At 60.7% G+C, this 23,580-nt stretch carries 22 protein-coding genes and 1 riboswitch; of the genes, 6 read left to right on the top strand and 16 right to left on the bottom strand.

Annotated features, from left to right (window positions below; genetic code table 11):
* Position 1 precedes the first annotated feature (1 nt).
* The 6 genes from RHE_RS12035 to RHE_RS12060 form a co-directional block, all read right to left on the bottom strand.
* A complete protein-coding gene (locus RHE_RS12035) occupies positions 2-295 on the bottom strand; it encodes a MurR/RpiR family transcriptional regulator (protein WP_011425615.1) in 294 nt (97 codons plus the stop codon).
* A gap of 54 nt (positions 296-349) precedes the next feature.
* Entirely contained in the window at positions 350-1,369 is a 1,020-nt protein-coding gene (locus RHE_RS12040) for a Gfo/Idh/MocA family oxidoreductase (RefSeq protein WP_011425616.1), read from the bottom strand.
* Between the two features lie 28 nt (positions 1,370-1,397).
* Entirely contained in the window at positions 1,398-2,192 is a 795-nt protein-coding gene (locus RHE_RS12045) for a TIM barrel protein (protein ID WP_011425617.1), read from the bottom strand.
* Positions 2,193-2,279: 87 nt separating this feature from the next.
* Positions 2,280-3,068 (bottom strand): ATP-binding cassette domain-containing protein, encoded by a 789-nt coding sequence (locus RHE_RS12050; protein WP_011425618.1) that lies wholly within the window; start codon positions 3,066-3,068, stop codon positions 2,280-2,282.
* On the bottom strand, positions 3,068-4,189 hold the full coding sequence (locus RHE_RS12055) for an ABC transporter permease (RefSeq protein WP_011425619.1): 1,122 nt from the start codon (positions 4,187-4,189) through the stop codon (positions 3,068-3,070). The genes RHE_RS12050 and RHE_RS12055 overlap by 1 nt, the downstream gene beginning before the upstream one ends.
* 125 nt (positions 4,190-4,314) lie before the next feature.
* Positions 4,315-5,268, bottom strand: coding sequence for a sugar ABC transporter substrate-binding protein (locus tag RHE_RS12060; protein ID WP_011425620.1), 954 nt, complete (start codon positions 5,266-5,268; stop codon positions 4,315-4,317).
* Between the two features lie 178 nt (positions 5,269-5,446).
* On the opposite strand from RHE_RS12060, the gene RHE_RS12065 reads away from it, so the two are divergent.
* The gene (locus RHE_RS12065) at positions 5,447-6,442 is read left to right on the top strand and encodes a LacI family DNA-binding transcriptional regulator (protein WP_011425621.1); all 996 of its coding nucleotides are present in this window, start codon (positions 5,447-5,449) and stop codon (positions 6,440-6,442) included.
* A gap of 465 nt (positions 6,443-6,907) precedes the next feature.
* Here RHE_RS12065 and RHE_RS12070 read toward each other — a convergent pair whose 3' ends face one another.
* From RHE_RS12070 to RHE_RS12085, 4 genes are all read right to left on the bottom strand, one after another.
* Positions 6,908-7,441, bottom strand: a complete 534-nt coding sequence (locus RHE_RS12070; RefSeq protein WP_042118566.1) for a ribonuclease H family protein — start codon at positions 7,439-7,441, stop codon at positions 6,908-6,910.
* Positions 7,442-7,607: 166 nt separating this feature from the next.
* On the bottom strand, positions 7,608-7,979 hold the full coding sequence (locus RHE_RS12075) for a VOC family protein (protein WP_011425623.1): 372 nt from the start codon (positions 7,977-7,979) through the stop codon (positions 7,608-7,610).
* 77 nt (positions 7,980-8,056) lie between these two features.
* Positions 8,057-9,295: an RNA polymerase sigma factor gene (locus tag RHE_RS12080; RefSeq protein WP_011425624.1), complete on the bottom strand. Its 1,239-nt coding sequence runs from the start codon at positions 9,293-9,295 to the stop codon at positions 8,057-8,059.
* The gene (locus RHE_RS12085) at positions 9,292-9,654 is read right to left on the bottom strand and encodes a YciI family protein (protein WP_042118568.1); all 363 of its coding nucleotides are present in this window, start codon (positions 9,652-9,654) and stop codon (positions 9,292-9,294) included. The genes RHE_RS12080 and RHE_RS12085 overlap by 4 nt, the downstream gene beginning before the upstream one ends.
* Before the next feature lie 279 nt (positions 9,655-9,933).
* On the opposite strand from RHE_RS12085, the gene RHE_RS12090 reads away from it, so the two are divergent.
* Positions 9,934-11,031, top strand: coding sequence for a DUF2865 domain-containing protein (locus RHE_RS12090; RefSeq protein ID WP_011425626.1), 1,098 nt, complete (start codon positions 9,934-9,936; stop codon positions 11,029-11,031).
* A gap of 3 nt (positions 11,032-11,034) precedes the next feature.
* On the opposite strand, the gene bluB is transcribed toward RHE_RS12090, so the two are convergent.
* On the bottom strand, positions 11,035-11,724 hold the full coding sequence (gene bluB, locus RHE_RS12095) for a 5,6-dimethylbenzimidazole synthase (protein WP_011425627.1): 690 nt from the start codon (positions 11,722-11,724) through the stop codon (positions 11,035-11,037).
* 42 nt (positions 11,725-11,766) lie between these two features.
* A riboswitch (cobalamin riboswitch) is annotated at positions 11,767-11,952 on the bottom strand.
* Positions 11,953-12,323: 371 nt separating this feature from the next.
* Here bluB and RHE_RS12100 point away from each other — a divergent pair.
* On the top strand, positions 12,324-13,388 hold the full coding sequence (locus RHE_RS12100) for a 3-deoxy-7-phosphoheptulonate synthase (protein ID WP_011425628.1): 1,065 nt from the start codon (positions 12,324-12,326) through the stop codon (positions 13,386-13,388).
* Here the strand turns inward: RHE_RS12100 and RHE_RS12105 are convergent.
* Positions 13,385-14,212 carry a TolB family protein gene (locus RHE_RS12105; protein WP_011425629.1) on the bottom strand — a complete coding sequence of 276 codons (828 nt, stop codon included), beginning with the start codon at positions 14,210-14,212 and terminating at the stop codon, positions 13,385-13,387. The genes RHE_RS12100 and RHE_RS12105 overlap by 4 nt on opposite strands.
* Positions 14,213-14,238: 26 nt before the next feature.
* Entirely contained in the window at positions 14,239-15,918 is a 1,680-nt protein-coding gene (locus tag RHE_RS12110; RefSeq protein WP_011425630.1) for an NAD+ synthase, read from the bottom strand.
* Positions 15,919-16,107: 189 nt separating this feature from the next.
* Here RHE_RS12110 and RHE_RS12115 point away from each other — a divergent pair, with 189 nt between their 5' ends.
* Positions 16,108-16,638 (top strand): DUF1003 domain-containing protein, encoded by a 531-nt coding sequence (locus RHE_RS12115; RefSeq protein ID WP_020921452.1) that lies wholly within the window; start codon positions 16,108-16,110, stop codon positions 16,636-16,638.
* A gap of 17 nt (positions 16,639-16,655) precedes the next feature.
* Here the strand turns inward: RHE_RS12115 and RHE_RS12120 are convergent, their stop codons facing one another.
* Positions 16,656-17,057 carry a GFA family protein gene (locus RHE_RS12120; RefSeq protein WP_011425632.1) on the bottom strand — a complete coding sequence of 134 codons (402 nt, stop codon included), beginning with the start codon at positions 17,055-17,057 and terminating at the stop codon, positions 16,656-16,658.
* Positions 17,058-17,333: 276 nt separating this feature from the next.
* Between RHE_RS12120 and RHE_RS12125 the strand changes: the two genes are divergently transcribed.
* Positions 17,334-19,172, top strand: a complete 1,839-nt coding sequence (locus RHE_RS12125; RefSeq protein ID WP_011425633.1) for an ABC transporter ATP-binding protein — start codon at positions 17,334-17,336, stop codon at positions 19,170-19,172.
* A 57-nt stretch (positions 19,173-19,229) separates the two neighbouring features.
* Here RHE_RS12125 and RHE_RS12130 read toward each other — a convergent pair whose 3' ends face one another.
* Positions 19,230-20,603 carry a class II 3-deoxy-7-phosphoheptulonate synthase gene (locus RHE_RS12130; protein WP_011425634.1) on the bottom strand — a complete coding sequence of 458 codons (1,374 nt, stop codon included), beginning with the start codon at positions 20,601-20,603 and terminating at the stop codon, positions 19,230-19,232.
* A 188-nt stretch (positions 20,604-20,791) separates the two neighbouring features.
* Between RHE_RS12130 and RHE_RS12135 the strand changes: the two genes are divergently transcribed.
* Positions 20,792-22,075, top strand: coding sequence for a pilus assembly protein TadG-related protein (locus tag RHE_RS12135; protein WP_011425635.1), 1,284 nt, complete (start codon positions 20,792-20,794; stop codon positions 22,073-22,075).
* Between the two features lie 6 nt (positions 22,076-22,081).
* Here the strand turns inward: RHE_RS12135 and gor are convergent, their stop codons facing one another.
* On the bottom strand, positions 22,082-23,467 hold the full coding sequence (gene gor, locus RHE_RS12140) for a glutathione-disulfide reductase (RefSeq protein ID WP_011425636.1): 1,386 nt from the start codon (positions 23,465-23,467) through the stop codon (positions 22,082-22,084).
* Positions 23,468-23,580: the final 113 nt, after the last annotated feature.

Here is a 23,580-nt window from a genome sequence, read left to right on the forward strand (position 1 = left end):
ATCACGGATAACCAGCACTCGCGGAGATGTTTCGCAAGTGCTGGCGGAAGCACGCCTTGAACTCCTTGAAGCTGTCGAAGCCGAGGGAGGTGGCGACACGCGCAACCGTCGAGGGAGAAACGTGACACTCGATGGCGACGGAGCTTATGGTTCCGAAGGCGATCATTTCAGGTCGGACGAGAGCGATCCGTGCGACCCGCTCCTGCTGCTCCGGAAGCCGCAGACCGGCGGCGACGATCATGCTCTTCAGTTCACCGATGTCGCTTGGCCTCTTCACCGTGCTGTTCAGATCCATTGACGTGCTCCGCTTTGGAATGAGATGCGCCGCAAAAGCGGCGCATCCACGTGCTCAGGCGATGATCACAGGTTGTTTCCGGGAGACCGACTCTATACTGGCGATCGCAATCGCCAGCGCATTGCGCGCATCGCTTCCGGTCGGTCCTTGGGTCAGTTTGCCCTTGCGAACGGATTGTACGAACGAGGCGAGCTGCGCCGTATAGCCATGGATGAAATGGTCGGTATCGCGCCGCCAGGTATCGCTGAATACACCGCTTTGATCGAACAGGGTCATGCTGGAACGCCTGACGTCGCCCATCGTCACCATGCCGGCGGAGCCAAACACCTCACCGCGGATATCGTAGCCATAAAGCGCCGAGAAGTTGGCTTCGGCAACCGCGATGGAGCCGTTGTCGAAACGAATGGTCACGACGGCCGTATCGAGGAAGCCTTTCTCCTTGGCGTCCGGGCGAATGAGCGCATCCGCGACGGCAAAAACCTCGACTGGTTTTGCCCCCGCATTGAGCCAGAGCAAGGTGTCGAAGTCGTGGATGAGCGTTTCATAGAAGATGGTCCATGGCGGGATGCGGTCGGGATCGGCCCCGAAGGGACCGGGATCGCGCGTGAGGGAGCGGACAAGCTGCGGCGCGCCCACCTTGCCGGCATCAATGGCGGCGCGTCCCTCCGCGAAGGACTGATCCCAGCGTCGGTTGAAGCCTACCTGAAGCGGAACCTCAGCCGCGCGTGCCGCAGCGATTGCCCGATCAGCATCCTCGAGCGTCAATGCCATTGGTTTTTCGCAGAAGATAGCCTTGCCTGCTTCCGCAGCCTGCACGACAACATTCGTGTGGAACCGTGCCGGTGTCGCGATGATCACCGCGTCGAGGCCGGGATGCGACAGAAACTCGGCGACACCGCTGTAGGCTGCGTCGACGTCGAGCGTCTCGGCCAGCCTGCCGGCGGCACCCGGTGCCGGATCTGAAATGGCAACGAGCTCGGCATCGACGAGGCGGCGGGCAATGGTTTCGCCATGAAAGGAGCCTATGCGGCCGGCACCGATGAGGCCGATATTGATGGATTTGGTCTTGGGCATCTGATGGGTCCAGTGTGATTGTGATTGATCAGAGGGTGAATACAGCGCGGAAGGCTTCGAGCGCGGAGTCCGCATCGCCGGCGGCCCAGGCCTCCATGCCCACCGGGCCGGAATAACCCATGGCACTCAGTGCCTTGGCGATGCCGTTCCAGTTCACCTCGCCCGTTCCCGGTTCGCATCGGCCTGGTACGTCGGCGACCTGAATCTCGCCGATCCAGGGCAGGCATTTCCGGCAAAGCTCGATCAAATTCCCCTCGCCGATCTGAGCATGATAGAGGTCGAGGTTAAGCCGGAGCCGCGGATGATCGACGCTCGAGACCAGCGCCAGCGTGTCCTCGGCGCGGCCGAACGGCACGCCAGGATGGTCCACCGGCAGATTGAGGTTTTCGAGCGTAAACGTGACGCGCTCTTCTTCGGCCATGTCGACGATGCGGCAGAGCGTGTCGCGTGCCTTCAGCCACATTGCCCCCGTAACGACTTCGACCGGCTGAAGCGGCAGTCCTCGATTTCCGAGCCCCGTGCCATGCAGATTGAGCCGTTGAACGCCGAGCCGCTTTCCGACCTGCGCCGTTTCTCGCGCCGTCCTGAGAAGTTCGTCGGCGCCTTCATCGTCTGTCAACCGGCCGGTCAGATAACCATTCATGATCGTGAAGGTCGCACCGGTCGCCTCGAGCTTGTTCAGGTCGTGCTCCGGCCAGTTCCAGAGACCGACACCGAAGCCCATTTCCTTGAGGCGAGACGCGCGCCACTCGATCGGTTTGTCGCGCCACAGCATTTCAGCGCAGGCTGCTAGCGGGAAGGAAGAGTTCCTGGCAGTCGTCATGCAGATGTTTCCCTGTGTTTCGGGTATGAGTTTTGGTGGCGCGGCACCGGGGCGCCGCACCGAATGAAGTGCGTCCGGAGGGGGCGCTCAGATGGTTCCGCCGAGTTCCTCCGACAGCGACTGCAGTTCTTTGCCGCCGGCCATCAGATTCTGCAGCGCTTCGATGCCGATCTCGCTTTTCGCATAGGTGCCGAGCGTCTTGCCCCGATTGAGCACGGTGAAGCGATCACCGACCGCATATGCATGGCGGACGTTATGGGTGATCAAGATCACGCCGAGCCCCCTGCTGCGTACCTGGCTGACATATTTGAGAACCATCGATGTCTGTGCGACGCCGAGTGCGGAAGTTGGCTCGTCGAGGATCAGAACCTTGGCGCCGAAATAGACCGCACGTGCGATTGCCACACATTGGCGTTCGCCGCCGGAGAGCGTGCCGACCGCCTGCTGGGGGTCACGCACGTCGATACCGATCCGATGCATCTCGTCGCGCGTTACGTTGTCGGCCAGCTCCATATCCATTCTCTTGAAAGGGCCAAATCCCTTCAGCGGCTCCCGTCCCATGAAGAAATTTCGCGTCACCGACATTAAGGGGATCATCGCAAGGTCCTGATAGACGGTCGCAATTCCGGCATCGAGAGCTTCTCGCGGACCGGAAAACAGCCGGGGCTGGCCTTCAACCAGAAAATCACCGGAGGTTGGCTTATGCACGCCGGCCAGCGTATTGATGAGGGTGGACTTGCCGGCGCCATTATCGCCGAGCAGACAAAGCACTTCGTTTGCGTTCACGCTCATGGAGACGCCGTTGAGGGCGATGACCGATCCGAAATGTTTGACGAGGTTTCTGACCTCGACGAGTGGCGTCTGAAACATGCTCATCAGCGTTCTCCCGTGACGCGTTTACGAATGACGTTGTTGAAGATGACCGCAATCAGCAGCATTCCGCCGAGGAACACGAGATACCAATCCTGGTCGATCGACGTGTAAGTCAGCCCGATCAGAACCATGCCGAAAACGATGGAACCGAAGAAGGCGCCGATCGCCGAGCCGTAACCGCCGGTCAGCAGGCATCCGCCGATGACCGCGGCGATGATCGCCTCGAATTCCTTCTGAAAGCCGCGGCGAGCATCGGTGGAACCGGCATCCAGCACGGTGAGGATGGCAACCAGCGTCGCGCAGAGCGCTGTTATGATAAAAAGGGTGGTTTTCACGCGGGCCACCGGAACGCCCGACTTCCGGGCTGCCCGCGGATCGCCGCCGGCGGCGAAGATCCAGTTGCCGAAACGTGTCCTCAGCAGCACCCAGGTCGCAACGAAGGCGATTGCGATAAACCACAGGATCTCGACCGGTATGCCCGCCACCTTCGGAAGCCCGTTCGGGAAGGTCTCTATGATGCCGCGGCTGCCGAGCCAGGTGAAAAAGCCGGTGAAGGCATCGCCCGAGAAGATCGGCGCGAGAGGACTACCGACCGCGGCCTCCTTCATCCCGCGCAGCTGCGTGGCGCCGCCGCTCGCCCACTTGAGGCCAACAAGGGTCAGGCCGCGAAGAATGAAGAGAAAGGCAAGCGTGACGATGAACGACGGAAGCCCGGTACGCATCGTGATCTGGGCGTTGCTTACGCCGATCACCGCGGCAAAACCCATCGCGATAAGGATTGCGACGCTCAAAGGAAGGTGCAGCACGACAAGCGCGGTGCCGAAGACGAGGCCGGCAAAAGCCACCATCGATCCGATCGAAAGGTCGAATTCCCCTCCGATCATCAGCAAAGCCGCTCCGATGGCAAGGATTCCAAGCTGGGCGGCCGGAGCCATAAAATTGATCACCCCCGCCAGCGTGAACATCGCCGGATTGGCGGTGAAAAAGAAGAAGATGGTTACAAGCACCAGACCGGCGACCGCGCCAAGTTCGGGCCGCCGCAGCAGCGCGGTCACCGCCGAAACCTTTTTCAGGCGCTCATCGGATCGGGTCGCAGCCCCGTTCTGCTCGTTCGCCAGCGTCATGGTTGTTTCCTCTGAATTATTTGTTGTCCATACGAACCGGTCATCAGGCGGACAGTGTCGTCACGCGTGTGCCGGCCTGCAGTGATGGTGGCAGCCCCCAGGTCAGGGGCTGCCGTGGGCTCTGCTTATCGGATACCCTGGGAGGATTTTTCGATGACCTGCGCGGCCGTGTCCTTCTCGACGAAGCTCGGGCCGGAGGCGACGTTTCCTGCCGGGATCGTGCCATAGCGGGCGCTGAGCGCGAGGAATGTCACGGGCAGGTAACCCTGCAGGTAGGGCTGCTGATCAACCGCGAACAAGGCCTTGCCGTCGGCGACCGCCTTGAGGAAGCCCGCCGAGAGGTCGTAGGAAGCAACTTTCACCTTGTCGGCAGCGCCCATTCTGTCGACGACCGCGACGGCACGCTCCCCGACGAGCGGAGCGGAAAGGCCGAGCACAACATCGACCGAGGGATCGGAGGTGAGTGCCGCCTGAATCTTGGATTCGATCTCGGCGGGATCGGCGGTGGTCGGCAGAACGGTTACCTTACCGCCTTCGAATCCCTTCTCCGTGCCGGCGCAACGCTGGTCGAGCGCCGCATTGCCGACCTCCTGGTTGACGCAGAGGACATGCTTGAGCCCGAGCGATTTCAGCTTTGCTCCGACTTTGATGCCCGCTGGCAGCTCGTCCTGGCCAACATGCAGCTTGATGCCGAGTTTTTCGGCAGCGGAGATGCCGGAGTTCATCGAGATGACAGGAATGCCGGCTGCGACTGCCTTCTCGATTGCCGGGCCAAGAGCATCCGGATCAGGATTGGAGACAATGATGCCGGCCGGGCTCTGGTTCACCGCAGCCTCGATGAGCTGCGCCATCGCCACCATGTCAAAGGTCTCCGGCGCGCGGTAGTCCACCTTCACATTGCTGTCCTTGCCCGCCTGCATCATGCCATTCTTGACGATCGACCAGAACGGATCGGAAGCCTGGCCGTGCGTAACGGCGATAATGCTCGGCTGTTCCTGTGCGTTCGCGCCGACGGACCACGAGGCCGCGATTCCGACCACAACCATGCTATAGGCAAGCTTCTTCAAAATAGACTTCATGTTGTCCTCCTCCACATCGCCCACTCCAACGTGCGGCTAAAACGATTGCTACCGGGTGCAAAATGTTTGCTACCGGGTGCAAACAGGTGCATGATATTCGCGAATGAATTAAAATCAAGCAATCATTTCACTAGAATCCGCAAATGGAATTTTTGTTCCATTTGCTTCGGGAGGCGTAATGCGCAAGCGGGCGACTGCAAAGCAGGTGGCGGAAGCGGCCGGCGTTTCGAAATGGACTGTTATCCGAGCCTTCACACCCGGCGCGTCGATAACTGAGGAAAGCAAACGTAAGGTCTTGGAAACAGCGGCGGCACTCAACTATACGCCGAACCTTCTTGCCCGCAGTCTTGCCACCAACGCAACGCACCAGGTTGCCGTCTTCGTCGACGATTTTGCCAACCCGCAAAAGCTACCATTTCTGGAGACGCTCACCGAACGGCTGCAGGCGGCCGGATTGGTCGTCATGCTCATCAATATCAACAATCATTTCGACCATGTTCATGCCCTGCTCCATGCCGACCAACGACAGGTGGATGCCATCATCCTGTTCGGTACGGCGTTTCGCAATGAAACGTTGACGGATCATCAGCTCGGACGCGGCATGCCGCCCATGTTCGTTTTGGCGCGCGACAGCCAGATCGATGGGGTCCCGGCAGTGGTCTGCGATGCCGAACGGGCGCTCAAGGACATCGTGGATCACCTGCATGAACGCGGCTATCGGCGGCCGGGCTTCATGACCGGGGCAACCGTGCTTTCGACCGCGCTCAGACGCCGGCAGCACTTCGCCGAGTTCTGGGAGGAAAAGGGCGTGCGCGACATCGCGGTTCTGTCAGCGGAAAGATACAGCGCGCAGGCGGGAGCAGAGGCGGTTCGCCAGTATCTGAACAGTACGAACGCGACCGACCGCGTCGATGTCCTGATGTGCGAGAACGACATTCTTGCGATCGGGGCAATGGATGAAATGCGAGGGAAGTACGGCCTGAGAGTGCCGGAAGACATGGCGATCGTCGGCTTCGACAACTACGAACTCGGCGGATCCTCCGCCTATAGCCTCACCACATACGAGCAGCCGCGACACCAGATGGTCGAACTGATCGTCGGGATGATAACGGGACGCGTCGATGCGGAGACCGTTTCCCTGCCCGGCAAGCTCGTCATCCGGGGCTCCACATGATCCCCGATCTCAACGCCGATTGGCCCTCGATCACTCGAAGTTTCCACGAGATGCCGCATTCACGCCTTCCAAAGTAACGGTGCTGCATGCCTTCAATCATATCGGCGGGACCTTCGCCCAATGATCGCATCCGGGTATCCGAGCTTGCCAGGAGAAACACCTTGGCCAAGAAGAAGGATCAGTCGTCGCGCCCGCATGAACGAAGCTGACGCGCAGGCACATTTTCAAGCTTGATTGGCTCCAATGACGCCGTCAGCTGATGCTGGACCTAAACGGGCGAAGGAACCATGCCGAACCTCTCCGTTCCCAGCAGGGCACGTCCGTCGCCCCGTTTGCGGGGTCCGCAGGATGGGTCGAGACCAGTGGCTCGACCCCGGCAAGGATCAGGGTAAGGTGCAGCCGCTGGGCCCGAGCCAGACAGCCATAGGGATGTCCCAAGCATCAGCAGCCCGTTCAAATCCCGGATCACGTGCCCCTTGCCGACAGCCGCCCTCCATCAGCAAGCTCATCCGCGCGTTCGTTGCCGGCTATGCCGGAATGGCCCTTGCACCAGGCAATGGTTACCAGGGCATTCTGTGATAGTTGAAGATCGACCGCTTTCCAGAGTTCCGTATTAGCGATGGTCCGGCTTCGGGCGTTCCCATTCCCACCGCTTTTCTTCCAGCCGTTATTCTTCCAAATGTGCCGCCTGTCGTTGCAGCCTTTGACGGCATAGATCGAATCCGACCAGATGGTCGCGGCTTCGCCCGTTGCTTCGCTATTGATCCACATGACTGCCTGCAAGACGGCGGTCAATTCCATCGAATTATTGGCGGAATCACGCACACCGCCGAAGCTGGACGCGATTTCCGCCGCCTCGCGATAGACGACAAAGGCCCAGCCTCCGTGCCCGGAACAGGGGTCATAACAACCGTCCACGAAGACGTGGAGCCCGTGTTGAGCTTCCGGCACCCCGGCTGTCATTGCGGGGGAGCATAGCTCGTTGGAAATGACTGCCATTTTCGCCTTCGCTAAGCCCGTTGCCCCAAGCGGACATTGGAATTGTACCTTCCGCTGTGTCAACTACTGATGTCAGCGGCGCCGATGGTCTGGCAGCCGCTTCTGGCCTTGGCCCAAAGCAGGCATTGCTCTGGGCCAAAGGCTGAACGGCCTGGAGACGGCGACGTCAGCTGTTCGCAGATCGTTTGGGAGGCTCGGCCAGGTTGATCCGGTTGCCCTCACAGTCGAATATCTGAGCCACGCGCCCAAAGTCGCCTTCGATTTTGTTGGCGAGTTGCAAGCCCTGACGCGAAAGCCTTTCGAGCTCAACCTCGAGCTCGGGGACGACGATCGTTATGATCCCGTTGCCGGCACGTTCGTCATCCTTCCAGACCTGCAGGCCGGCTCCGCTCATATTACGCCACTGAGCCATGCCCGGTATCGGTTTGCTATCTGCGGGACGTCCCATGAGCTTCTCATACCAGATGAGCGCCTCGTCAAAGTTGGAAACGGCGGCGGAGGCGAAGATGCTCTGGACAGTTATTGAAGTGGTGGTCATATCGTACTCCTTGGTTGGACAAATGGATGTCGTGGAGGAGTTCTCGATTTCGACAGGCCGCGCAAAAAATGCTCGCATCAACACAAAATTTTTGAGCGCTGTCCTTCGAGGTGGCGTCGTTCTGCCTCCGACCAACACAATCCGATAGCGATCGTGAAAGCTTCCGCCGCCTCGACATGCCTGCCTAGATCGGCGCAAATCTGCGCGCGGGCCGTCCAATACGGCAGGTAGTCGGCCATTCGCGGATCGCGGGCAAGCGCATGTATGTCATCAAGAGCCGCGTCCACCTGCCCTATCCGCATGAGGGCCACGCACCGATTGAGTGTCACGACAGGCGACGGGGCAATCCTGCCCAGTACGTCGTAGAGAGAAACGACGGCCTGCCAGTTTGAGATACCGCTCAAACGGCGCGCGACATGAGCAGATTGGATGGCCGCCTCGATCTGGTAGCGGCCGGTCGGACCGTTTGCATTTGCTTCTCTGAGGAGTCCTTCGGCGAGGCGCAATTGCCTGCGATCCCAAAGTCCGACATCCTGGCTATCCAGCGGTACGAATGCGCCGTCGGGGCCTCTGCGAGACGATCGCCGCGCCTCCGTATAAAGCATCAACGCGAGAAGACCTTTCGGTTCCGGCTCTTGCGGAAGCAGGGATACGACCACGCTTGCGAGCCAGATTGCCTCTTGTCCAAGCGCTTCCGCCCCGTCGAGGTCCATCCACCCGCTGGTATAGGCGGCATAGATAGAGGCGAGTACAGGTGGCAAGCGGTGCGACAGTTCCTCCTTCTCCGGCACAAGGAACGGAATTTTCTCATCTCTGATCCTCGCCTTGGCTCTTACAAGCCTCTGCCCCATGGCCCCAGGAGAGACGAGAAACCGTGCGCCGATATCTGCAGCGGTCAAGCCCAGCACGGTCTGGAGGATCAGCGGCGTTCGCGCCGAGACATCGATGCCGGGATGTGCGCAGGCAAACATGAGCGCCAGTCGCCTGTCCGCAATCTCTTCTTCCATTTCCGCCGCGGTCGAGAGTTCCTCAGCAATGAGGGCAAGATGATCGGCGCTCTTCGCCTTCACTTTGTCCCTGCGCCAGTCATCGAGCTTGCGCCTGCGGGCGATGGTCAACAGCCAGGCATCAGGGTTGTCGGGCACGCCATCGACAGGCCATTTTTCGAGAGCCGTGAGGAAAGCCGTCGCGAGCGCATCCTCGGCGGACGCGATATCACCCAAGCGCCCGCCAAGATAAGCGACGAGTCGGCCGTAGCTCTCGCGCGCCACCCGCTCTGCTACACCTCGGGCAACGCTGGAACCAGAAACCGTCATCCCGCATATTCCGACGCGTCCCTGATGCGACGAACCTCAACGGTTCCCCAGGTCGCGGCAGGGCAGCGTGCCGCCCATTTGTTGGCCTCGTCCATATCGGCGACGTCGATGATAAAGTACCCACCGAACTGTTCGCGAACATCGGCATAAGGGCCGTCCAGAACGCTGACCTCGTTTCCTTGAACACGAACGAGACTGGCCTCAGAGGAGTTGACGAGCGCATTGCTCGAGACGAACGCAGCCGCCTTCTCCAGCGCTTGTTGATAGGCATACATCTGCCCGATGAAGCGCGCCATGTCCTCGGGCGCTATGGAGCTCCCGGCAGTTTCGTCCGCATGCAGCATCAGCATGTAGCGCATTGCTTCATCCTCAGTGAAAGCCAATTCCCCACAGGAACGAGCGCCGAGAATAACAATTCGTATGAAGAAGGGAACTGCTGTTGACGGCTGCAGTGTCCGCCTCCGGGTGCAAGGCTGTGCCGACTTACCTGACGGATTTACCTGCATCTTCTGGATAAAATCTCGAAAATGCGCTAGGAATTGATCCAAGCTTATTAAGAGAAACACGTTAAGAGACAAGGTACGGCGGATGGACGCCACCTTTGACCGATCGACACTTTCTCATTCCCGGACAACGCCGTGAAACGCCGACACCTGTCTCTTGCTCTTGTGCTTGCGCTGGCATCGCCGGCCGCCGCACAGAGTAGCGCTATTTGCAACGACTTGCGCGGTCGCCTTGCCGACCTACCACGATCGATCGGCAACAATAACGGTCCGGAAGCGCGCCAATATGCCAGCGCAATCGCCGAGCAAAACCTCGAATTGCGCAAAGTCCGCAACGATCTGCGCAGCTATGGCTGCACCTCAGGCAGCATGGTCGTGATCGGCGGTGAGAATGCCGATTTTTGCGCCGAGCTTTCTGACGCCGAAGCCCGGATGATCGACAATATCCGCTATCTCCAGGACCGCCGCAACGAGCTGCGCAGCCAGGCCGGCGATGACGACGCGCGCCGAGAATTGACGGCGGCACTCGAACGCAATGGCTGCAACAGCGAAAATTTCTATGCCCCGACAGAGCGCAGCGCCAGCGAGCCCGCCCCAAGCGTCGAGGAACAGGCGATGCGCACCGACACTTTCATTCCGCTCGGCGGCGGTGAAGAGGCCGATCCGCGTTACGGCCTGCCGAGGGCCGAAATGCTTTCGCCGGTCAGCACCATCTGCGTTCGCAGCTGCGACGGCGGTTTCTTCCCGATCAGCTCGAACACCACCTCGGTCGATTTCGGCCGCGATGCCCAGACCTGTGCCAAGATGTGCCCCGGCATCGAGACGGAGCTCTTCTATCGCGACGTGACCAGCACCGACGCCTCGAACATGATCTCGGCCGCAACGGGCGCGCCCTATAGCGCCATGAAGAACGCCTTTGCCTACAAGAACCGCGCGCCTGGTGAGAAAAATTCCTGCGCCTGCAATCTCACCGCCTATTACGAGGAGATGCGCGGCAAGCAGGCCCTGAGCGAACCGCCGCAGCAGGGCTCGATCACGACGGTCCGCACCAATCCGCCGGCGAGAGATACCGCGGCAGCATCAGTCCCGCCGCAGCCATCCGTTCCCGAACGTCCCTACGACCCCACGCAGAACAAGGTCCGTCAGGTCGGCCCGCAATTCCTTGCCGGCGACCAGGGCTCGATCGACCTTGCCAATCCGGCAACGCCGGGCCCGCAACCACAACAGCAGTAATTGCTAAGGGTCGTTGCGTCCCCATCCATCATGGAAAACGAGTTCCTCGAGCGGTAGCCGCTGCCGCCAACCTTTGACCGAGAGTTCCGGTTCGTCATAAAGCCGGTCGACAAAGCCGGCACAGAGCCACGCGACCACCTCGATATGCTCGGGTATGCCGAGGATTGTTTTCAGGTCGCCTTCACGAAAGATGCTGACCCAGCCGATGCCGACCCCTTCGGCGCGGGCTGCAAGCCAGAGATTCTGGATTGCGCAAACGGTCGAATAGGAATCCATCCGCGGATTGTGCGTCCGTCCCAGCACCACGCTGCCGCCGCGGGTGGGATCGCAGGTCACGCATATGCCGAGCGGCGCCTCCACGATGCCTTCGAGCTTGAGGGAGCGGTACGCCTGCCGCCGTTCGCCGTCGAACATCAGTGCCGCCTCTTCGTTGGCCTTTGCAAAAGCGTCCCGGACACGCGCGCGCACGGATTCGCTTTTCACCAGGATGAAGTTCCACGGCTGCATGAAGCCGACGGAGGGAGCGTGATGGGCGGCCGTCAGAAGCCGCGCCACGACATCGTCCGGCAACGGATCGGGCAGGAACTGGCTGCGCACGTCGCGTCGGGTCATGATCACGTGATACACGGCCTCGCGTTCGGCCGGAGAAAAACCGGATGCCTCCGACAGGGCATCCTCAACAAAGGGTCGCATCGTCAAATCCCCAACAACGCAACCGCCCGCCGTCCGCGCGGGTTGGGTCTATCTTGCCAGGCCGGTCTTCTGACTTGGCGTCATCCGTCTGCCGCAGCCTTCCCGGCAAAACCCAGTGGCATGATGAAGCGGCGGGCGTCGGCCTTACAGCGTTGGGCACGTTCCGGTCTTGCACCGGATTCCCGATTCTCCCGCGTGAAAGCGGGCACCTGACGAGGTATCTATTTCAGGAAAGCGCTTCGCGGGCAAGCGGAGGCAGCCGAGTCCGATGAGGCCGTTAGGCAAACAGCGATTTTTCCGCCTGACGTGCCGGTAAACAGGCGGCCGCTGGTCACGACCACGCTCGATGCATTGGAGACTGCTGCACGCCCAAGCCCTCTTTCAGGCCGCAGATTCTGCGTGACAACGGAAGGCCGCCACGCTAAACACGCCGCATGTCGATCACTTCTGTCTACGCCTCGCGATTTTATTGGTACCGCTGCTCCCAGCGGATGCGGGCCCGTGCGTAACTGAATTCGACGCGACGACCACCCGAACAGCCGCTAGTCTACCTGGCGGCTTTTTTGTTCCGCACGGTATGACCAAACAGGAGCCATGCCGTGCCCGATACCATCGATGATCTGCGTATCCTCGAGATCACCCCGCTGACCAAACCCGCCGATATCATCGCGGAAATCCCCCGCACCGTTGCCGTCAGCGAGACGGTGACCAGCAACCGTCATGCGATCCATCAGATCCTTGAGGGAGAAGACGACCGCCTGATCGTCGTCATCGGCCCCTGCTCCATCCACGATCCTGCTGCAGCACGCGAATATGCCGAGCGCTTGGCGGAACAGCGGCAGCGCCTCTCCAGCGATCTGGAAATCGTCATGCGCGTCTATTTCGAAAAGCCCCGCACCACGGTCGGCTGGAAGGGTCTGATGAACGACCCGCATCTCGACGGCAGCTACCGCATCGAGGAAGGGCTTCGCATTGCCAGGCGCCTGCTGCTCGACATCAACGCAATGGGCCTGCCCGCTGGCGTCGAATTCCTCGAGACGATCACGCCGCAATACATCGCCGACCTTGTTAGCTGGGGCGCGATCGGCGCGCGTACGACCGAAAGCCAGATCCATCGCCAGCTCGCCTCCGGCCTCTCCTGCCCGATCGGCTTCAAGAACGGCACCGACGGCGGCGTCCGTGTGGCGCTCGACGCCATCCTGGCCGCCTCGCAGCCGCATCACTTCCCCGCCGTCACCAAGGACGGGCAGGCCGCCATTGCCTCGACGAAGGGCAACGAGGACTGCCACATCATCCTGCGCGGCGGCAAACAGCCGAACTATGAAGCGGACGATGTCGAAGCTGTGGTCGGCGAGGCCGTCAAGCTAGGCGTGACCCCGCGCATCCTGATCGATGCCAGCCATGCCAACAGCCGCAAGGATCCGATGAACCAGCCGCGCGTCGTCAAATCCGTGGCCTCGCAGATCGCCGCCGGCAACCGCCACATCAAGGGTATGATGATCGAGAGCAACCTCGTCGCCGGCCGCCAGGATCTCGTCCCCGGCAAACCGCTGGTCTACGGCCAGTCGATCACCGATGGCTGCATCGACTGGGACATGTCGGTAGCAGTATTGGAAGACCTGGCGAAAGCCGCTGGCGCGCGGCGCAAAGCGGCGGCGGCTTAACCAGCCGGGAAATAACGCACATAGGCGAATTCTTCGCCGTCAGGAGACCAGCAGGGCACATTGATCGTGCCCTGCCCGCCGAAAAGCTCGAACAGCGTTTTCAGGTTGCCGCCATCCATGTCCATCAGCCGCAGCCGCACATCGAGATCGCGCGGGTGATCGAAAACCGAGGGGTCATAGGACAGGATCAGCACCTTGTCATTTCTCGGCGACGGATGGGCGAACCAGTTGCCCTGATTGTCCGACGTTACCTGCTCGAGGCCCGTGCCGTCGGGGTGGATACGCCAAATCTGCATCAGCCCGGTGCGGCTGGAATTGAAATAGATCCATTGCCCGTCGGCGGAATAGTCCGGCCCGTCATTGCGGCCTTCGCCATGCGTCAGCCGCGTTTCGGCGCCGCCGTCGACGGAGATCGTATAGATATCGAAGAGGTCGTCGCGGATGCCGCAATAGGCGAGCTGGCGGCCATCAGGCGACCAGCCATGCCAGTAGGAGGGCTGGTTCCGGGTGACGAGCCGCGGCGTTCCGCCTTCGATCGGCAGTATATAGATCGCCGACTTGCCGAACTCGCTCTTGTCCGAGATGACGATCTCGGTGCCGTCGGGCGAAATGCCGTGATCATTGTTGCAATTGACGGCAAAGCCGGTATCGACCCTGACCACCTCGCCGCCATCGAGCGGCAGCCGGAAGAGCAGCCCGTCGCCGTTCAGCAGGAGATAGGAGCCGTCGGGAGAAAAATTCGGCGCTTCCACCAGCCTGTCCGTTTGCCAGACCTCGCGAGCCCTGCCCGTCCCGACATTGTAGATCTCGACCGAGCTGCGCATGTTGCCTCACTGATATGTCGATTGCGTCAGCGATCGCGGAATCGATTGGTGATCGGATAGCGCCGGTCGCGGCCGAAGTTCTTCTTGGTGATCTTCACGCCCGGCGCCGATTGCCGGCGCTTATATTCGGCGAGATAGAGCAGATGCTCGACCCGGTGAACGGTCGCTACGTCATGGCCGCGCGCGACGATCTCCTCGACAGCCATTTCCTTCTCGACCAAGCACTCGAGAATATCGTCGAGAACGGGATAAGGCGGCAGCGAATCCTGATCCTTTTGATCGGGACGCAGCTCGGCCGATGGTGCCTTGTCGATGATATTTTGCGGAATCACTTCACCCGACGGGCCTAGCGCGCCCGGCGGCACATTCTCGTTGCGCCAGCGGGCCAGCGCATAGACCTGCATCTTGTAGAGGTCTTTGATCGGATTGAAGCCGCCGTTCATGTCGCCATACAGCGTGGCGTAGCCGACCGACATTTCCGACTTGTTGCCCGTCGTCACCACCATCGCGCCGAATTTGTTGGAGATCGCCATCAGGATGACGCCGCGCGCGCGGCTCTGCAAGTTCTCCTCGGTGATTCCGCTCTCCGTACCCTCGAAGAGGTTGGACAGCGCGCTGCTGAAGCCGGTTACCGGCTGTTCGATCGGCACGATGTCATAGCGGCAGCCGAGCGCCTTGGCGCAGTCGGCTGCATCCTTCAGTGAATCTTCCGAGGTGTAACGATAGGGCAGCATGACCGTTCGCACCCGCTCCTCTCCGAGAGCGTCGACCGCGATCGCTGTGCAGATCGCCGAGTCGATGCCGCCGGAAAGGCCGAGAACGACGGTCTTGAAACCATTTTTGTTGACGTAGTCGCGGAAGCCGAGCAGGCAGGCGCGATAATCGGCCTCCTCGTCCTCGGGGATACGCGCCATCGGTCCTTCGGCGCAGTGCCAGCCCGCTTCCCCACGTTTCCATGTCGTCACCGCAAGCGCTGTCTCGAACTGGCTCATCTGAAAGGCGAGCGATTTGTCGGCGTTGAAGGCGAAGCTCGCCCCATCGAACACGAGCTCGTCCTGCCCCCCGAGCTGGGCGGCATAAATCAGCGGCAGGCCGGTCTCGATCACCTGCTTCAGTACCACCTGGTGACGGATATCGACCTTGCCGCGATAATAGGGGGACCCGTTCGGCGACAGCAGGATCTCCGCCCCGCTTTCGGCCAGCGTCTCGCAAACGCCGAGATCACCCCAGATATCTTCGCAGATTGGAATGCCGAGCCGCACGCCGCGGAAATTCACCGGCCCCGGCATGGCCCCCTGCACGAAAACCCGCTTCTCGTCGAACTCGCCGTAATTCGGTAGATCGACCTTGTCGCGAACCGCGACGACCTTGCCGCCGTCAAGCACGGCGACAGAATTATAGCGTCCGGTCTGATCCTGCCGCGGGAAACCTATGACGACGCCCGGCCCGCCATCGGCGGTATCGGCCGCAAGGCTTTCCACCGCCTTCCAGCAGGCACGGATGAAGGCCGGCTTCAGCACCAGGTCTTCCGGCGGATAGCCGGAGATGAAAAGCTCGGTCAACACGAGCAGATGCGCGCCCTCTCGGCCTGCATCAGCGCGTGCTTCACGTGCCTTGGCAAGATTGCCGGCGACATCACCGACCGTGGGATTGAGCTGGCCGATAGCGATGCGGAAGATATCGGAGAGAGCGTTTTCCTGTGTCATGTCATTTATTTAGCCTGCGGCTCCCGTTACCGCAACACGTTCGCGACCAAAGCGTTGCATCGAGCTCACGAATTTTTCGTGAACAGGCGCGCTGGAGGCTTACGGCACCGATGGATTGCAATTTACCGGCGGAGCGGAATACTGACGCATGAAAGCGGCAGCATCGATAACGGTCATCGGAAACAGGCCATGAATAACTTTTCGAACTTCGTGCACCATCATTTCGACAAACCGGCCGACGAACTCGGCGACACGGAAAAGCGCGTGCTGGCGAAAGCGCACGAGCGCAAGATCATCTCGACCGATGTCAACGCCGCCTTTTCTGCCGAGGCCTCTTTTGGAGAACGTATCGCCGACAGCATCGCTCGTGTCGGCGGCTCATGGTCCTTCATCCTCGGCTTCCTGGCCTTCCTCGTCGTCTGGACGATAATCAACACCATCGTTTTGGCGAGTGGCGCCTTCGATCCCTATCCCTTCGTCTTCCTGAACCTGATCTTGTCGATGCTCGCCGCCATCCAGGCGCCGATCATCATGATGTCGCAGAATCGTCAGGCTGAGCGCGACCGCTTCGCGGCGGCCAAGGATTACGAAGTCAATCTCAAAGCCGAACTCGAAGTGCTCTCCTTGCACCAGAAGATCGATATGCGCGTCCTGACCGAGCTGACGGCGCTGCGCGAAGACGTCGCTCGTCTCAGCGCGGCGCTCGCAGCCAAGACCTGACGCGGGGCATCCTCAAATCAACGGGGCGGATACCTGTCATATTGCGGCAGACCATCTGTTATGTCGTAGAAGTCCCCCTTGTCGATGCAATAGATGTGATGGCTGAAGGCAAGGCCGCTCGGTTCGTCGAAAGCTCCGGCCAGGACCGAAACCTCCGGCGAGTCATCCCCCTGCCAAAACAGCGCGGAGCCGCAATTGGCGCAGAAGCCGCGTTTCGCCTCGCCGCTCGACCGATACCAACGGACTGCGCCGGGATCCTCCACCGAAAGCGCCGCGCGGGGCACGTTGACCGCAGCATAATAGAGTCCTGTCTGCCGGCGGCATTGGGAACAGTGGCAACCGACGACAGGCCCGGGCTTTGCCCGAATTGAAAATCGCACGGCGCCGCAAAGACAGCCGCCTGTATGTTGTTCGCTCATGATCGCTCTCCCCTCGCTCCTGGAGAAACTTGCGGCCACGAGACCTCGTCGTCAAATCCATTCCCCTGAACGAATGATCAGAAATCTTGAAGCGTTCACGGGCCGCCGGTTGTTGCCCGTTGACAACACCCGCCGATCTCCTCTCGTCACTGCGTTGAACCGGACACTGTTATCGGTGATACTATAGGCTCAATTTATGCAACCGCCGGGAGGCTGACATGAGAGCGACCCTGTCCAGACAGAAAGGAAACATCGCCCACAAGGACATTCTGCTTCATGCACACGCCATTCTCCCGCGCGAGGAAAAGCTCGCGACGCCATAACCTCTTCCTGAACTTCTTCCGCGACTATTCAAACGCCGCTGAACGCGAACGGCGCTGGTTGCGCATGCGCAAGTTCATCTCCTATTACCGCCCGCATCTGCCTTTGCTGCTGGCGGATCTGCTTTGCGCCATACTCGTGGCCGGCACCGCCGTGGCATTGCCCCTCTGCGCCAATATCGTCACGAGCCGTCTTCTCGCTCTGCCCGATGCCCCCCAAGCATTCGCTCAGATCGTTGCCATGGGCGGTGTGATGCTGGCCGTTCTCACGGTCCAGATAGCGGCGATTTTCTTCGTCGATTATCGCGGCCATGTCATGGGCGCCCGCATCGAAGCGACGGTGCGGCAGGAACTCTTCGAGCATTGCCAGAAGCTGTCCTTCAGCTTCTACGATCGCCAGCGCACGGGGCAATTGATGAGCCGCATCACCAATGACTCCCTCTGGCTGGGCGAGCTCTTTCACCACGGCCCCGAGGATCTCTCCATTGCCGTTCTGAAATATGGCGGCGCCATGCTGGTCTTGTTTTTCATCGACCCGCTGCTGGCGACCCTCATCCTGCTGCTCACTCCGGTGGCGGTGGTCTACGCACTCTATTTCAACCGGCGCATGAACCGCGCACTCGAAGACAGCAAACGGCAGATCGCCGCCGTCAACGAGCGCGTCGAGGATGCGCTGGCGGGAATCCGCGTCGTCCAGTCCTTTGCTAACGAGGCGCTGGAACGGCAACGCTTCGCTGCCCAGAACCAACGTTTCCTGCAAAGCCGCGCCGACGGCTACCGCAGCGAGGCCTGGTTTTCGGTCGGCACCGAAACCTTCGCCCAGCTCGTCACCATATTGGTGATCATCGCAGGAGGCCTGCGCATCCTGACGGCGGACCTGACCGTCCCGGATATGCTGACCTTCCTGCTCTGCGTCGGCGTGCTGGTCGATCCGGTGCAGCGGCTCGCGAATTTTGTGCGCCTCTGGCAGGAGGGTTACACCGGCTTCATCAGGGCCATGGAAATCCTCGAGATCGATCCCGATATCACCGATCGGCCGAACGCGCGTCTGATGCCAGTACCGAGAGGCGAGATCAGTTTTTCCAACGTCGCCTTCGGCTACGAAGCCGATGGTCCCAGGGTGCTGGAGCGGCTTTCCCTCACCATCGCCCCCGGAGAGTTTGTCGCCCTGGTCGGCCCTTCGGGAGTAGGCAAGAGCACGCTTTGCGCGCTCATACCACGTTTCTACGATGTCGAGGCGGGCGCAATCCGCATCGACGGAAGCGATATCCGCGACCTCACGCTCGCCTCACTGCGGCGCCATGTCGGGGTGGTGCAGCAGGATGTCTATCTCTTTGCCGGTACTGTTGCGGAAAACCTGCGCTACGGCAGGCCGGATGCTACCGATGCCGAGCTCGAAGCGGCGGCCCGCGCCGCCAATGCGCATGATTTCATCATGGGCCTGCCCGATGGCTATGACACCGATATCGGCCAGCGCGGCGTCAAGCTCTCCGGTGGCCAGCGCCAGCGCATCACCATCGCCCGCGCCTTCCTCAAAGATCCGAAAATCCTGATCTTCGACGAAGCGACCAGCGCGCTCGATAACGAGAGCGAACGGGCGGTGCAGCAGGCGCTCCTGAGCTTGGCGAACGGCCGCACCACCCTGGTCATCGCCCACCGCCTCTCGACGGTCCGCCACGCCGACCGCATCCTGGTCCTTACGGGCGATGGCATCGTTGAAGAGGGAACACATGACGCGCTCATGGCGCGAGGCGGCGTCTACGCCAACCTGCACAGCGTTCAGGCGAGTATCTGAAAAGCAATAAAAAACCCGGCGTCACTCCGGGTTTTTGTCACCCGTTTCGGCCTGTCCTCAGCCGTTGGCGACCATGCGCTTCTCGTCGCGGCCGCCCTTCATGCGCTCGGCAAGCAGGAAGGCGAGCTCGAGCGCCTGGTCGGAGTTGAGGCGCGGATCGCAGTGCGTGTGGTAGCGGTCCTGCAGGTCGTCGGCGGTGACGGCGCGGGCGCCGCCGGTACATTCCGTCACGTCCTTGCCGGTCATTTCGACATGGATGCCGCCGGGATGCGTGCCTTCCGCGCGGTGGATCTGGAAGAAGCTTTCGACTTCCGACAGAATCCGTTCGAAGGGACGGGTCTTGTAGTTGTTGAGCGTGATCGTGTTGCCGTGCATGGGATCGCAGGACCAGACGACCTTGCGGCCTTCACGCTCGACAGCGCGAATGAGACGCGGCAGATTTTCGGCGACTTTTTCGTGGCCGAAGCGGCAGATCAGAGTCAGGCGCCCGGCTTCATTCCCCGGATTCAGAATGTCGATCAGCTGCAGCAAATCGTCGGCCTGCAGCGATGGGCCGCATTTCAGGCCGATCGGGTTCTTGATGCCGCGGCAATATTCGACATGCGCATGGTCGGCCTGGCGCGTGCGGTCGCCGATCCAGATCATGTGGCCTGACGTGGCATACCAGTCGCCGGAGGTGGAATCGATGCGTGTCAGTGCCTCCTCGTAGCCGAGCAGCAGCGCTTCATGGCTGGTGAAGAAATCGGTCTCGCGCAGGCTCGGATGGTTTTCCGAGGTGATGCCGATCGCCTTCATGAAATCCATGGTTTCGCTGATGCGGTCGGCAAGCTTGCGGTAACGCTCGCCTTGAGGGCTGTCCTTGACGAAACCGAGCATCCACTGATGCACGTTTTCGAGATTAGCGTAGCCGCCCATCGCAAAGGCGCGCAGAAGGTTCAGCGTCGCGGCCGACTGGCGATAGGCCATGGCTTGGCGTTCCGGGTTCGGAATGCGCGACTCCTCAGTGAATTCGATGCCGTTGATGATGTCACCGCGATAGGCGGGCAGCGTCACGTCGCCCTGCTTCTCGACGTTGGATGAGCGCGGCTTGGCGAACTGGCCGGCGATGCGGCCGACCTTGACGACCGGAAGCTGCGCGCCGAAGGTCAGCACCACAGCCATCTGCAGGAAGGCGCGGAAGAAATCGCGAATATTGTCGGCGCCGTGTTCGGCAAAGCTCTCGGCGCAGTCGCCGCCCTGCAGTAGGAAGCCGTTACCCTCGGCGACATTGGCGAGATGCTTCTTCAGGCGGCGCGCCTCGCCTGCGAAGACGAGCGGCGGATAGCTGGCGAGCGTGGCCTCCGTTGCCGCCAAAGCAGCTGCATCGGGATATTCGGGAACCTGCAGGATCGGTTTCTGCCGCCAGCTGCTCGGGGTCCAGTTCTCTGCCATTTCACTAACCTCACTCACATCCATTCCTCGGATGCCCTGTCTTAATATCCGGCGGCTTATAGACCTTTAGATCAAGCTTGCAAAGGCCAATCACCGGAAGCTTTAAACCAGCATATACCATGTCGATTTCCCCATATTTCAGACTTTGCATGTAGAAACTGACGGAGTTTCAACATCGGGGACATGTCATGGCGATCCTTCCGCCCGGCTTCATATCGAACCGATCGGGCAATTTCGGCATCATGACGGCATTGCTGATGGTGCCGCTCATGGGTGCGGCCGGCATGGCGGTGGATGTGGCCCACGCACTGAGCCTGAGAACCCAGCTCTACGCCGCCGCCGATGCTGCGGCCGTCGGTTCGATCGCCGAAAAATCGGGCGCGGTCGCCGCCGCAATGACAATGAACGGCAACGGCACGGTCTCGCTTGGCAAGACCGACGCCCGCAACATCTTCATGTCTCAGACGTCGGGTGAGCTGACCGACATTCATATCGATCTCGGCATCGACGTCACCAAGACCGCCAATAAGCTGAACTCGCAGGTTTCCTTCACCGCGACCGTGCCGACGACCTTCATGCGCATTTTTGGCCGGGATTCGATCATCATCTCCGGCACGGCGACAGCCGAATACCAGACTGCCGCCTTCATGGATTTCTACATCCTGCTCGACAACACGCCGTCCATGGGCGTCGGCGCGACCGCAAGCGACGTTTCGAAGCTGCAAGCCAAGACCGGCTGTGCTTTCGCCTGTCACCAGATGGACCAGAGCACCAACAACTACACCATAGCCAAGAGCCTCGGCGTCACCATGCGCATCGACGTGGTTCGCCAGGCTACCCAGGCGCTGACCGATACGGCCAAGGCCGAGCGCGTCAGCAGCGATCAGTTTCGGATGGGTGTCTACACTTTCGGCACCAAGGCCGAGGACGCGAAGCTGACGACGATTTCCGGCCTCACCTCCGACCTGACAAAGGTCAAGAATTATACCAACGCGGTCGATCTGATGACAATTCCTTACCAGAATTACAACAGTGACCAGCTCACGAGCTTCGACAGCGCGATGACGCAGATCAACACGATCATAGACCCGGCGGGCGACGGAACCTCGAATATTAGTCCGGAAAAAATCCTGTTTTTCGTCGCCGACGGCGTCGGCGACAGCTACAAGCCCTCGACATGTACCAAGAAGACGACCGGCGGTCGCTGCCAGGAGCCGATCGACACGACTTTCTGCAAGCCGCTGAAGGACCGCGGCGTTAAGATCGCCGTGCTCTATACGACTTACCTGCCGCTGCCCAGCAACAGCTGGTATAACACCTGGATCAAGCCCTTCCAGAACGAGATACCGACGAAAATGCAGGCCTGTGCCTCGCCCGGCCTTTATTTCGAAGTCACGCCGACCGACGGCATTGCCGATGCGATGAAGGCGCTTTTCCTCAAAGTCATCCGCGCGCCGCGCATCACCAGTTGACAGGGCTCAGAGGCGCTGCCCATCACGGATACGGTAGCTCGGCGCATACATGGTGACGAGCTCTTCGGCCGCGGTCGGGTGCAGCGCCATCGTCCGATCGAAATCGTCCTTGGTGCAGCCGGCCTTCAGCGTGACGCCGAGTAGCTGCGCCATCTCGCCGGCATCGTGCCCGAGGATATGAGCCCCCACCACCTTGCGGCTCGCAGATTCGACAATCAGTTTCATGATCATTCGCTCGGGCCGGCCGGAAAGCGTCGCTTTCAGCGGTCGGAACTGGGCGCGGTATACTTCGAGCTCACTGTACCGCTTGCCCGCCTCCTCTTCCGACAGGCCGACCGTGCCGATCTCGGGCTGTGAGAAGACGGCGGTGGGGATCAGTTCATGGTCCGGCCGGGTCGGATTGTTCTTGTACTCGGTCTCGATGAAGCACATCGCCTCGTGAATTGCCACCGGCGTCAGCTGCACCCGATTGGTGACATCCCCGAGGGCATAGATATTTTCGACATTGGTACGGGAATAATCGTCGACGATGACGGCGCCGCGCTCGTCCATGGCGACGCCGGCTGCCTCAAGGCCGAGGCCTTCCGTATTCGGATCGCGCCCGAGCGCCAGCATGACGACACCGGCCTGTAGCGTGCCATTGTTCAGCGTCTCCAGCACGAGCCCGTCCTCGGCGTTCGAAACCTGTTGCAGCGCGTCATGGCAGAGAATGCGGATGCCCTTGGCGACCATTGCCTCGTGCAGGCCCCGCCTCAGATCCTCGTCGAAGCGAGACAGGATTTCGGCGCCGCGATAGATCAGCGTTGTCGCCACGCCGAGGCCATGGAAGATATTGGCGAATTCGACGGCGATGTAACCGCCGCCTGCGATCACGATCGATTTTGGCAGTTCTTCGAGATGAAAGGCGTCGTTGGAGGAAATGCAAAGCTCGTGACCGGGAAGCGCGACATGCGGGTTCGGGCGTCCGCCGGTCGCGATCACGATCGTCTTGGCCGTCACCGTCTGCCCTGTTTTCACGAGCCGCACCGTATGGGCATCGACGAGCTCGGCGCGCGTTTCCAGGATCTCGGCATTGGCGCCGGCGAGCCCCTTCTTGTAGAGGCCTTCCAGTCGCGCGATCTCCGCATCCTTGGCGGCCACCAGCTTCTTCCAGTCGAAGCTGCTTCGGCCGACCGTCCAGCCGAAACCCGCTGCATCCTCGAAATGCTCGTGGAACTGCGAAGCATAGACGAACAGCTTCTTCGGCACGCAACCGCGGATGACGCATGTCCCGCCATAGCGATATTCCTCGGCGATCGCCACCTTCTTGCCGAGCGAGGCAGCGACGCGCGCAGCGCGCACACCTCCGGAACCACCGCCGATGACGAAAAGGTCGTAGTCATAGGAAGACATGAGAAGCTCCGGAAGGGGAATCGCAGGAAGGACGTTCCTGATATAGGGGCGATCATCATGAAAACAAAAGCCCCGCTCCTGCGTCTTCCCGTGCTCCATAGCCGAATCTTGAT

The organism is Rhizobium etli CFN 42 (assembly GCF_000092045.1).
Classification (GTDB): Bacteria; Pseudomonadota; Alphaproteobacteria; order Rhizobiales; family Rhizobiaceae; genus Rhizobium; species Rhizobium etli.